The sequence below is a fragment of the Marinifilum sp. JC120 genome, assembly GCA_004923195.1.
In the GTDB taxonomy this organism is placed as follows: Bacteria; Desulfobacterota; Desulfovibrionia; order Desulfovibrionales; family Desulfovibrionaceae; genus Maridesulfovibrio.
This window is the reverse complement of record RDSB01000006.1, coordinates 214940-226805: the sequence shown is the minus strand read 5'-3', so window position 1 is coordinate 226805 and position 11866 is coordinate 214940. Positions and strand designations below refer to the sequence as shown.

Below are 11866 nucleotides of genomic sequence, written 5' to 3'. Positions count from 1 at the left end.
CTCCCCGGATTGCTTCCAGAGCTATCTTGGCCTTGAATTTGTCCGAATGCTTCCGTCTTTTTCCTGTTTTGCTCATACGTCCTTCCTTATCGTTTTTAGGACGCAGACTCCACCTTAACTCGTGGTCCTAATTTCGGGGGAAAGCGCAAAGCAAGAATTGATCGACGATAACTGTGTAAAGATTCTTAAAAAGATTGATCCCACACTTATTCAGCAATACATCGGTGCAGCACGAGCAGCATCGGGAAATAATCCAGACCGGACTCGCCATACATTTATTTCAATGCGCACCATGTGGGAACAAATATTAAGTAAAATTGCTCCATCAAAACAAGCAACCAAATGGTTAAAAACAAATGGGTTTGTATCTGGTGACTATATACATGATGATAAAGCGACAAGGTTCGGAAGACTTTACTACGCATTTAGAAATCAATTAACTGAGATGTTAGAAGGAATTCTCATCCATCAAATCAAAGCTATAAAAAACTTCATAAAAAGTCTTAACAAGGTTCATAAGTCAGCATTAAATCTAACAAAAAAGAAGTTGAAATCATTCTTCATGCTGGGGAATTCACAGCTTAGTTCTTTGCGGACCATCTTCGCTTAATACTGAACCATAAAGGCCGACTTCAGAAAACATTCTGAGGTCGGTCAAACATTTCAGCATAGACTTTAACTTCGATAAACAAACGACGGCCTAATGAATGATTTGTAAATTCTGTCAAAATGATCGTAAACTAGTGAAATCTCATATTATCCCTAAATCACTTTATAAACCTTTGTTTTCTGGGGGAGAAGTTCCAGAGATTATTACGAATAAAAGAGATGAACATAAACGAAGATCACCTAAAGGAGTTTATGACAAGACTATCGTTTGCTCTGAGTGTGAAAGAAAATTCGATAAGTACGACAATTACGCTTCAAGTTTTTTCTTAGAAGAAAAGTACGAAAAAAAAGAATTTTCCAACGTGACAGGACTACAAGCTCTTCAAATTGATAACTTTAATTATGGCTTGTTGAAACTCTTTGGACTAAGCCTATTATGGCGAGCTTCCGTATCGACTCAACCTCTTTTCAAAAGAGTCTCCATTGGTGTTCATGAAAAACGAGTGAAAGAAATGATTGAACAAGGTGACCCCGGCAGCGAGCAGGAATACTCCATTATTTTAGCCAAATTTGACACTACAGAGCTTAGCACTGTCATAATGGACCCATACCAGACCCGACATATGGGAGTGAACTTCTATCGATTCTATTTCAACTCATATTGCATGGAAATTAAAGTTGATAAACGCCGAACGCCAACACCAATCGACTATGTTCAAATCTCACCTAATCGTCCGCTATTTATATCTTCTCGCAAATTTGCTGAGTCTAAAGAACTAAAAATCATGAAAACCATCATCAGCCACAACGAGCAAGAACGGATATGAATTCAATATTAGAAGCAACACCTATCATTTTCCAGTATGCTGGTTACATTGCCATGGTCTTAGGAATCTTCATTTCTTTATTCACGTACAAAAATAAATTTGGAAGAAAAAGTAAGTATAAAGACGACTACTTTATATCTAAAGAGTTATTAAAAGAAAACAGATGGAAAGAAGCAAATGATCTAGAACTTCAACTATGGTATAGGGCTTTCACAAAAAAACTTATTGATGCGCGAACGATTAGATATATGCTTAACTTTAATAATCCATTGATGACTTTGAAAAACTATGCAAAAGGACATTCATATACAAAAGAAGAAATTATTAGCAATGACTACATAAGACTGTCATTCAATAACAAAAACAGCACACTATGGAATTACAAATGGCAAATTAGATTTTACACCTTACTATATGCATTGCTATGTTTGTTAATGATCATCTCATTTGTGAAAATGAATTTTTATTCTTCTTCAATATCAGAGTTTATAAAATACTTTACAATATCGGCTACATCCTTCGCAATAGCCTTCATCTTACCTTTAAACAAAGTTTGGGCATTGCGAGACGCTAAAAAACTCATTGATGACTTTGCCAGCCACAATCAGGCAACTTTGTCCTCTCGATTCCAAGAAAAATAGAAATAAAACAAACAATTACTTTCAAAATCAATTGTACCTTCAAGACTCTATCCCCCAAATCTTACAGAATGGAAATCAGAGTAATGAAAGGCATTTCCAACGCCGACACTGATACTCAGCAGACCAAAAGAAAGGGCCGACCTCTTACGAGACCGACCCAATGTTTTCGAAGTTCTAGTATATTACAGAGCAGACAGCGCGTCTTTCACTACGTTATCCAATACTTCTTTGGAGATAGGGTAAGCCACAAGACGCGGCAAATGAATTCATCCTGACCCGACCAGTAAACCCAAGGACTTACATTATGTTAATGTAAGTCCTTTTTTTATGGAGAACCTAAACGACTCCATCAAGCCTGAAACTTATCCAAAAAGCGGCATTCGTCATCGGCCACACCTATGACAAGCAACGATGCTCCCTTGTCCAGCGGAAGCATCGGATCAGGGTTGATTTCCATTTCATCACCACGAGATACCGCTATGATGCTGCATCCGGTTTCGTCCCGAATGTTGCTCTTCATGAGCGTTTTGCCAGCAAGCGAACGACCAACCTCAACCCGGAAGATGTTCAGGCCTTCGGTCAGGGTCATCACCTTGCCCGGGCTCAACAGGTTGATGATCGTATTGGCCGTCATAGAAGCGTAGGACATGACCAGATCGGCGCCGGCCTTGTGCAGGACCGTGATGTTCCTGTCGAATGTTGCCCGGCTAATTATCTGAATGTCCGGCCTGAGCCGTCTGCAATAAATCGTCAGGTAGATGTTCAGGTCATCGGTATGCGTGGTAACGAACACCGAGGGTGCGCTGTCGATGCCTGCTGCCTTCAGCACATCGATGTCCGAAGCACTGCCGTAAATGTAGTGCCCATCGTCACAGATGAGCTTGGGATTCTTTTCCACGATCTTATAGTCGATGCCTCGTTGTCTGAGTAACTTTGCGGCAGACTGCCCCACTCGCCCACCGCCGAGGATAAGCACTGGTGCCTCCATGGGAGGTACTTCGCCGACAAAATCGTCAAAGGCCTTCAACTGCTCCTCGGAACCGGCAAGAATCATGGCCATTTTTGAAGTGATCACAGTATCCGGACGGGCAGAGACCAACCGCCCCTGCTCCCAGAGGCCAACTATGTTCATGCCGGTGGCATCGCGCACCCCGCTATCTTTAACGGTTCGCCCCACAAGCAGTGTGTCCGCGACAGGGGCCTCGGCGAGATTGAGCGTGTTGATGTTGCCGATAATGTTGCTTCGAGCACCGGTTCCAAGGGTGCGCCGTGCGAGCTTTTCCCCGAGCATGTCCATGAACTGGAAAACATGGCTTGAGCCTGCCAGCTCTAAAATATCCACCGACTCTGCGGAGTCGGCGTTGGCCACCACCGGCACGTCCGGTGCAACCTCACGAATGGTAAAGGCTGCATTGGTGTTCTTCATGTCATCGCTCAGCAGCACCACCATGGCCGCCTTATCGGTCCGCAAAAGCTCGAAAGTATGCGGATCGTCGGACTCACCCACCACGGCATTGTACCCCTGATCCACCAGATCCAGGGCGTGATTCACCTCGTTGACCAGAATGCAATACATGTAGTTGAATTGCCTCACGCGCGAAGCCAGACTCAGGGCGATCTGGTCGGAACCGATGATGATCAGGTGGTCGGATGTATCCTCAGGCAATTCCCGGGCTGCCCTCGACTTGGTCTGCGCTTCAAGAAACGGTGCGTAAAAGAACTGAATGAACGTGAAGGGCAACATGACCAGCAGAAAAACGATGCCCGACATGAGGACGCACAGAGAGAACAGCTTTCCGAGATCCGACGTAAAGGTGATGTCGCCGAAACCAAGCGTGGACATGACCGTCAAGGTCCAATAGAAGCCTGTAATCCATGAAAAATGCTGCCCTTCCATTTCCATAAGTACGTGGAATAAAACACTGTAGACAACAATAAAGAAACTCAGAAACAGGATGAACCTTATAAGGGAGTGTAGGTTGCGTTGTGCGCGACGGTCCTGAAAGAAGTACAGCAACTGCGCAGGAATGAATTTCATTGCTCTCACTCGTGATTTTTATGCCCGTGAACCGAACGGATGAAGTGGTATACAGAGATAGACACACATTTGGCCTAATGCTTGGAATATTACAACATGTGATTATGCGCAAGCAAGGAATATAGGGCAAAAGGGAGTGCAACCAGCACCCAGTTATCCGATTGATCTCATTTATTCCGTTGATTTTTTTGTGATGAGCATTGTGTCAACTTAGACATATATCACACTAACTATACTTAGAATCGTTCTTCTACTTACCATTAACGATAGCGATTAACTGGTGGAAACAGAGCAAGGCAGATTTTTCTCACTTGGCATACGGAGTGACAGATGGATATGACAATTAGTGATTTAATAAGATTTAATGAGTTCCTAGATTCAACAATAGATCCAAAAAATTTAGATGAGGAATTTATTACTTTAAGACAAGTCGAGCTAGAAGGCATATCAAAGAATTCCGATGTTAAACATTTTCCTTTTATTGCCTTAAGCTATGCGAAATTAATGGAATTGACCGTTTTATTGGCTGGAACGTATGCTGACAATTACAAAGTCGTGGATTTTGGGAATCTTGTGGTAAACCCCAGGCACATAGACGTTTGCATCTTAAATGCTAAATTAATAAAAGAAGATTATGGAATTACTGACAGCATTCCGCTTTGGTTCAAAAAACAAGTACATGAGTGTATTGGTAGCCAATACTCTGAAGATTTGGGAAGAATGGTTGTTGACCCATCTTTGCTATCTCATTTTGTTAAAACAGGTCTGCTGCTCAGAATAGTCAAAAAAGAAAGGCATAAGAGATTGAGCGATCAGTTCCGGGGCTGCATCCCAAGTGATGCTCAGCTAGCTTTTTCAAAATATGCAGAAGATGTTAAACCCATCGCACACAACTCAGTAAAAGCGCTTGGCTGCGGAGGCAGAAGGGTCGAAAATCTCGATGTTGCATCCTGGCTTGCCAGCAGCACAGTGTTGAATATAGTTAAAGGCACCTTAAAAACCGATCTTATGAATGTGTTACGTGAAGTAATGTCAGAGGATTACCTGAAATCAATTAATAAAAAATTTGAAAAGGCACATAATTCTCTAGACTATATACACATGGGAAGGAAAAATTTTGTTAATTTTCCATATGATGAAGAGGTACCCATAGCAGGGTGGGCTGAGATCAATCACACTTTGTGCCATTTCACGCTAGATGGTTATGCTATGATTCAGTCAGAATTAGATAAAAGCCTTTCCGATCCATGTTACAAAAGCCCTTTTCTGAACAGGTTGTACAACTTCCCCAAAACGCAGGACACAAATGCTCAGAAACATCACGTAAAGTTTCAGCATCATCTGACATGTCCCAGCAATCAGCGAGAGCTAGCTGTTTGAGTTAATTAGCCTGCTCCGATCACCTATAATTAGGGAGGCCTTACGTTAATGACGCAAGAGCGCTCCCGTTCAATTCCCAGCCATCTTAAATCGCTTAATGAATTTCCTGTCGATATAGTCCTTGATCATGAAAGCGAGAGGCCCGCCGAAGCTTAATCCGTTCTTGTGCAATATGCCTTTCCCTCCCCCGATATTAAATATGAGAAGATAGGAACCGCCCGGTTCAAATGCGGTCAGACTGCGGCCTTCGAGCTGCGCCCGCACATTGTGGACGAGTACGGGGTTCTGGCGTACGGCATAAACACCCACTTTATCCAGAGGGTTCGGTTCGAACCAGATACAATCGCCTCCACCGAAAATTTCCGGATGGGAAACACTTTGCAGGTAGCGGTTGACCATAAGCCCGCCATCCTTCCCTGTAGGCATGTCCGAGGCAGCAAAAATTTTAGAAGGCTTCACACCCAAAGCCAGAAAAATAATGTCTTGTTCATAGTGTTGTCCGTTTTGCAATATGACCCCGCCGGTTGCCACACGCTCCACGTAACGACCCTGAACAATGTCAATTCCAAGTTTACTCAATTTTTTGAACGCAAGGCTACGCACCCTGTCCGGCAGGTTGCGCAGAAATGCGCTACCTGTGAAAATCTGGACTTTAGCACCGAAGCGGCCCAGTTCCTTAGCCGCCGCCAAAGCATTTCCGGCCATTTCAAGCGCGGCAGGACCGCCCCCGCATATACCGATGCGCACCGGGCGCTCGGAAGCGATTTCCTGAATCCTAGTGCGGGCCTGCATAAGGTTTTGTATGGGTTTTACGGTATAGACATCGGTGCAGTCCTCATCCGCAATACCTCCGGGTACGAAACTGCCAAGATTGCAGGAAAGCACGTCGTAAGAAACTTCTTGCCCCTCTTCAAGAATGACCAGACGCTTGTGCGGATCTATGCGTACAACCTTGCCGAGTACGAAAGTTCCACCTCGACTTTCCACCATGGACTTCACGGGAAAACTTATTTCATCGGGGCAGTAAGAACCTCCAAGCATACCTGGCCCCATCCCCGAATAATAGTGACGATCATTAGGGCCGATAACCGTGACGTGATGTTCGTCCGCAATGATGTCCGGGATGGCTTCCATAAGCAGCATGTGCGCGTGCCCGGCGCCGGCAAGGACAAGTTCGCCCATAGTAACTCCTGACAGAAAGAATATTGGCTACAATGATAGGGGATTCCGTTCTCTACATGTAAAACATGCGGATGCAAGGTGTCCATGAGTTTGGCAGGATTATATACAGTAAGAGGGACGCCACCGCCCACCACAGGACAAAAGAAAAGGGCCGACCTCTTACGATACCGACCCAATATTCCAAACACATCAAGATCTTAAACAGTAATCAAATGCTCCCCACCCTTGATGATCTCGGTCAAAGGCGCACCCCAGAATTTGAGCTCAACACCTAATTTTACAAGCTGCGACTTTACCCCCAGCTGATTGGCGCAGGCTTCACAGGCACTGAATTCTACTCCGACTTCTCTGGCCTCAGCGATCAGGTTCTGGATATGCACATCTTCTGCGACCAGCTTTGCTGTTGCACCCCAGATAATTACCCGCACATCTTCCCACCAGCCCTTTTTGATTGCGTTATACGCATACATCATCACCATCAGTTCAGAGGTCACCGGGTCGGCATTGGTCCACAAAAGATTTAATTTATTGTCATTCATATTATCTCCTAAATATTTAAAGACAGCCTACCCCTAAACATACAGACCCGCCTCAACAATAACTATGGCTCGCGCAAATTAATGCAGGACGCAGCATTAAATACATTTCCTTTATTAGGACTGATTTGTTAGTAAGGGGCAAGGAGAAATTAAAATGAAAAAATTAAGCTCATTGCTATTTGCCTGCCTGCTATTCTTTTGTGGATTCATGGCAGGGACAGTGTTCGACTCCGGCAATGAAAGTAAAGCTGGAGGCTTAGTTTCCAATCAATACTTCTCGATGTATGAACTTGGAGCTCCCAAAGGCTACCGAACCTGCTTTGGCGTCTCATTTAAGAACGGAGTTTCAAAGAAAGATGTTATCATCGATTGGAAAAGTAATGCTAATTTCGTTGGATATATAAAGGAATAAGGCCGACCTCTTGCGAGACCGGCCCTAAATTTTGGATGCTTTGGATACTGCAAATCAAGCAGCAAAAGTATTACCCATGGTTTATTTCTGGACTACAGGCCCCCTAAGCGGACTAGTCAGAACTGCTCAGCAACAGATCAAATAATTCAGGAACACTTGCGGAAACTGACACTGACTCAGCGTAAGGCGTTTTCAAAAAGCCCTCCCCTTCTGCCGTACTCATCATAAGCTCAAGGGGATGATAAAAATTATTCACGTTCAATAAACCGCATGGCTTGGAATGAAAACCTAACTGTTTCAGAGTATAAACTTCAAAAAATTCCTCATAAGTCCCTATCCCGCCCGGAAGAGCTATGAATCCATCAGCCAGCTCAACCATCATTTTTTTTCTTTCATGCATTGTCGGCGTGACATGAAGCTTAGTTAAATTTTTATGAAACTGCTCCTTATCCTTCAAAGCCTGAACAGTTACCCCTATAACTTCGCCCCCGGCACCCAGAACAGAATCAGCAAGTTCATTCATCATTCCGGTGCAGGACCCGCCGTAAACGCATGTAAGATTGCGTTTGGCAAGTTCAAGCCCTGTCTCCCGTGCTGCCTGCATATACAAAGGATCATTCCCGGCATTTGATCCTAAAAAAATACAAATCGAATTCATAACAAACCTCAATTACGCTCTACTATTCGTAGCTTATTAAAAATGTTTTCAAAGTTTTATTCAAAGATTTACGGTCGTCAGCCGATAGATTCCCCATAAACCTGTCTGCGACAGCAAAGCGCTCATGAATTATTGAATCAATTAATTCAAAACCAGCCGCAGTTAAAACAACATGAACCCCTCGCCGGTCATCCATATTAGCTTCCCGTTCAACCAGTTTCTTCTTCACCAGTTTATCAATGCGGTTGGTCATAGCACCACTTGTCAGCAATGCAGCTTCACACAATTCCCCCACTGATAATTTATATGGCTCCCCGGCACGCCGAAGCACAGCCAAAACATCAAACTCAGGGTTTGTTAATCCATGCGATTTTAAAAAACCTGCCATTGCTTTCTCGGCAAGCTTGTTAACCATCATCAGCCTGCCATATATCTCCATGGATTCAGCCTTCAACTCAGGCCGCTCTTTTGCCCACTGCTCAGTCATTAAATCAATTTTATCCATTTCTATGCTCACCTGCTTCACAAGCCCTCAATTTATCTTTATATGAAGATTCTTTATATCAAGATATTTTTTGATGCAAGAAATTTAACCCCCTGAAAACCAAACCCCAGTACCTCAAAATCAACATAAAAAAACCGACCTCTTTCGAGATCGGTTCTAATTCTTTACTGCACACAAGCTGGCATATAAAAAACAAAGGTATTTTTTACACCCACGACGACTAATACATAGCGATAATTTATAAAATTTTTTCAGCAGAATCAGCGCCTGCCTCAATCTCAGAATAGTCAATCACACGATTTCGCCCACTATTCTTAGCTTTATACATAGCCTGATCAGCTTGTAGAATAGTCTTTTCGAGCCCCTGCTGAGATAGATTCTCTGCCAACCCGATACTCATCGTTACCTGCTGGCCATGGGAATAAACATGTTTCTGCACTTCAGCACGAATCTTTTCTACTACTATCCGCGCATCTGAAATATTAGTTTCGGGCAAACAGATGACAAATTCTTCGCCTCCATAACGTGCACAGATATCAGTTTTCCTAGTCAAAATCATAATCAACTGCGCAATAATCTGAAGAACCTGATCCCCTACAGCATGCCCAAATTCATCATTAATTACCTTAAAATAATCAATGTCCATAAGGGCAATTGTTACAGGCCAATCGTATCTCTCGCCCAAGGCTACCATCTTTTCAGCATCAGCATAAAAAGCCCTGCGGTTAGGCATTCCTGTTAACTCATCTGTAACAGCAAGCTCCTGAATACGATTAAAACTGGACTTAAGCTCCTGTCGCATATCATCAAGCGTATAGCCCAGCCGAGAAAGTTCATCGCCTCCCTCCCACTCAAAACAAGAATCCATATTGCCGGAGGAGATGCTTTCCGTCTGAACCATAAGTCTAGCTGTCGGCTTTATCAGTTTAAAATAAATTATAGGAATAATGAGCGACATGCCGCAGATAAACATCCCCGCAAACAGCATAATTATACTTCTACGACCTTCAGAAATTTCGCTTTCACTATAATCTTTATCGAAATAGACTATTAAACGCCCTACAGTCTCACCTCCCTTTACAAAATCCTTTTCTTTAACAAGAAAACGCGATTTCTCTTCTTCTGGGCCTTTATTCAAATCTGCCAAAGTCATATTATAAATGAACGAAACCACCTTAACCCTGACGATGCGAGGATCTTGAACAACCAGTCGCAGTATATTTTCAAGCTGAACCGGCTCAAGATTCATAACAGCTTCAATCAATTCACGCTCAAGTGAACCAAAAAGTCTGTTTTGAAATTCATTAAACTCAGTTTCAATACGTTTTTTTTCTTCATGTAGCGAATATGTAACACCAATGGTCAAGGGAACCAAAAAACTGAAAAATATCGCAAGAATAAAAACAGTAGCAATGCTTTCTATATATGTTTTCATGACAGAGACCTTTCTACCACGAACATTTATTATCTAAAACGAAATCGTGCACTTGTATTTTACCAATTGCAATTTTGTTTTTTAGTTCTTCAATTTTTTTTCGCATTTCATCTGTTATCAGCGGAGCATTGTTCTCATCAAAAGACAACCCAACTGCATTCTGCGCAACACCGAAAGACTTAACATTGTCACGCCAGATACCCCGCCTTGAATGAACCAATGCGGCATAAATGACCCGATCCATCCTTTTAAACATCGAGGAAAGAACATGACCCGGATAAAGACCGTTTTGGTTACGATCCACGCCTATACCTAGTTTTCCGCGTTTTGCCACGACCTCAAGAACAGCTGGGCCAGCCCCTCCGGCAGCCTGAAAAACAACGTCTGCCCCCTGATTCATCAACTTATCGGCAACCTTAGCTGCAGCCGGTCCATCAAACCAGACCCCGGGATATCTTCCCACAAAACCCGTTAAAACATTGATATCCGGATCTATATACTTAGCTCCCTGTTCATAGCCGCATGCGAAACGCCGCATTAAAGGCATATCTGAAATTGAAACAAACCCTACAATTTTAGACTTTGAATTCATTGCCGCAAGAGCCCCCGCCAGAAAAGAACCTTCATGCTCTGCAAAATCAAAAGAAAAGAGGTTCGGTTCATCAATTAGCTTCCCCAATGCCAGAAAACGGATAGAGGAATACTCCCTTACGTATAAATTTAAATCTTTCAGGTGATCAGCATAGATAAGAACTACAGGAGAATAACCTTTTGCACAGACTTCCTCCAACGCATCCAGATAATCCTTCATCTGCAAGCCGACCACTATTTCCTTAACAGCGAGTCCAGTTGCCTTTGAAAATTCTTCAACACCCTCATGAATATTAAGATTATAGTCGTTTTTATTAATTTCGCCTTGATAGATTACTACCGGCCTGAATTCATCTGCTCCAAACGCCAGTGCAGCCATACCTAAAACAAAAACTAACGTAATGATCAAAATCCGAATATATGACATTTAGAACCTTCAAGCCTTTAAAAGTATAACAACACAAATCTTATCTTAAAAAGCATAACTCTAAGAGAACTGTAAACGATATACTTATAGTAAAAAAAATATAACCTACTTAAAATAACAATCCAGAAAACGTTGTGTGTCCTTAATACAAAAAGGACCGACCTGTAATGATCATCTACTTAAGCTGTTTTCATCAATATCGTAAACACGAATCTTGTTGCTGCGCGGAAACTCTCGTTTCAACAACTTTTTGAACAACTTTTTCAACCCCTTAAAATCTTCCTCGAACTGCTCCTTGCTGAACCCATCCTCGATTACGGTAAACGAATCCTTACCCGTACGCATAATCATCAGGGATCGGTCCCTCTTATAGGTGCGTAAGTCCAGCCCCTGCCCGATAGGGATTTTCTTAAGCTTGCGCATGATGGTTTCTATGGCGGAGGCTTTATCGATCATTGCATTATGATAGGCAAGCATGCAAACCCGTGTCAACGAGATGCTTGCCAAAAAAATCGACACTCATATAGTTCCTTTTAAACATCGCCTATGGTAATATCGTAAATAATTACACAGAAAAACTATAGTTCCACAACACATAGACTATACCCAGAAAAGACAACTA

General features: G+C 42.8%; 13 protein-coding genes. 5 read left to right on the top strand and 8 right to left on the bottom strand.

Going from position 1 to position 11866, the window contains the following annotated elements:
• Positions 1 to 121: 121 nt before the first annotated feature.
• The 3 genes from D0S45_08440 to D0S45_08430 all read left to right on the top strand — a co-directional run bounded on the left by D0S45_08440 (position 122) and on the right by D0S45_08430 (position 2077).
• Positions 122 to 610 (top strand): hypothetical protein, encoded by a 489-nt coding sequence (locus D0S45_08440; protein TIH17178.1) that lies wholly within the window; start codon positions 122 to 124, stop codon positions 608 to 610.
• Between the two features lie 97 nt (positions 611 to 707).
• On the top strand, positions 708 to 1436 hold the full coding sequence (locus tag D0S45_08435) for a hypothetical protein (GenBank protein ID TIH17177.1): 729 nt from the start codon (positions 708 to 710) through the stop codon (positions 1434 to 1436).
• The gene (locus D0S45_08430) at positions 1433 to 2077 is read left to right on the top strand and encodes a hypothetical protein (protein ID TIH17176.1); all 645 of its coding nucleotides are present in this window, start codon (positions 1433 to 1435) and stop codon (positions 2075 to 2077) included. The genes D0S45_08435 and D0S45_08430 overlap by 4 nt, the downstream gene beginning before the upstream one ends.
• 349 nt (positions 2078 to 2426) lie before the next feature.
• Here D0S45_08430 and D0S45_08425 read toward each other — a convergent pair whose 3' ends face one another.
• On the bottom strand, positions 2427 to 4115 hold the full coding sequence (locus tag D0S45_08425; protein ID TIH17175.1) for a potassium channel protein: 1689 nt from the start codon (positions 4113 to 4115) through the stop codon (positions 2427 to 2429).
• A 330-nt stretch (positions 4116 to 4445) separates the two neighbouring features.
• On the opposite strand from D0S45_08425, the gene D0S45_08420 reads away from it, so the two are divergent.
• On the top strand, positions 4446 to 5495 hold the full coding sequence (locus D0S45_08420; GenBank protein TIH17174.1) for a hypothetical protein: 1050 nt from the start codon (positions 4446 to 4448) through the stop codon (positions 5493 to 5495).
• Between the two features lie 69 nt (positions 5496 to 5564).
• On the opposite strand, the gene D0S45_08415 is transcribed toward D0S45_08420, so the two are convergent.
• Positions 5565 to 6677, bottom strand: coding sequence for a pyridine nucleotide-disulfide oxidoreductase (locus D0S45_08415; protein ID TIH17173.1), 1113 nt, complete (start codon positions 6675 to 6677; stop codon positions 5565 to 5567).
• Positions 6678 to 6874: 197 nt separating this feature from the next.
• The gene (locus D0S45_08410; protein TIH17172.1) at positions 6875 to 7216 is read right to left on the bottom strand and encodes a DsrE family protein; all 342 of its coding nucleotides are present in this window, start codon (positions 7214 to 7216) and stop codon (positions 6875 to 6877) included.
• Positions 7217 to 7370: 154 nt separating this feature from the next.
• Between D0S45_08410 and D0S45_08405 the strand changes: the two genes are divergently transcribed.
• Entirely contained in the window at positions 7371 to 7628 is a 258-nt protein-coding gene (locus D0S45_08405) for a hypothetical protein (GenBank protein ID TIH17171.1), read from the top strand.
• 112 nt (positions 7629 to 7740) lie between these two features.
• Here D0S45_08405 and D0S45_08400 read toward each other — a convergent pair whose 3' ends face one another.
• The 5 genes from D0S45_08400 to D0S45_08380 form a co-directional block, all read right to left on the bottom strand.
• On the bottom strand, positions 7741 to 8286 hold the full coding sequence (locus D0S45_08400; protein ID TIH17170.1) for a TIGR00730 family Rossman fold protein: 546 nt from the start codon (positions 8284 to 8286) through the stop codon (positions 7741 to 7743).
• Between the two features lie 22 nt (positions 8287 to 8308).
• Positions 8309 to 8791, bottom strand: coding sequence for a MarR family transcriptional regulator (locus tag D0S45_08395; protein TIH17169.1), 483 nt, complete (start codon positions 8789 to 8791; stop codon positions 8309 to 8311).
• A 238-nt stretch (positions 8792 to 9029) separates the two neighbouring features.
• Positions 9030 to 10226 carry a sensor domain-containing diguanylate cyclase gene (locus D0S45_08390; protein ID TIH17168.1) on the bottom strand — a complete coding sequence of 399 codons (1197 nt, stop codon included), beginning with the start codon at positions 10224 to 10226 and terminating at the stop codon, positions 9030 to 9032.
• A gap of 13 nt (positions 10227 to 10239) precedes the next feature.
• Positions 10240 to 11244, bottom strand: coding sequence for a BMP family ABC transporter substrate-binding protein (locus D0S45_08385; protein ID TIH17167.1), 1005 nt, complete (start codon positions 11242 to 11244; stop codon positions 10240 to 10242).
• Positions 11245 to 11415: 171 nt separating this feature from the next.
• Positions 11416 to 11700 (bottom strand): hypothetical protein, encoded by a 285-nt coding sequence (locus D0S45_08380; protein ID TIH17185.1) that lies wholly within the window; start codon positions 11698 to 11700, stop codon positions 11416 to 11418.
• Between the last annotated feature and the right edge of the window lie 166 nt (positions 11701 to 11866).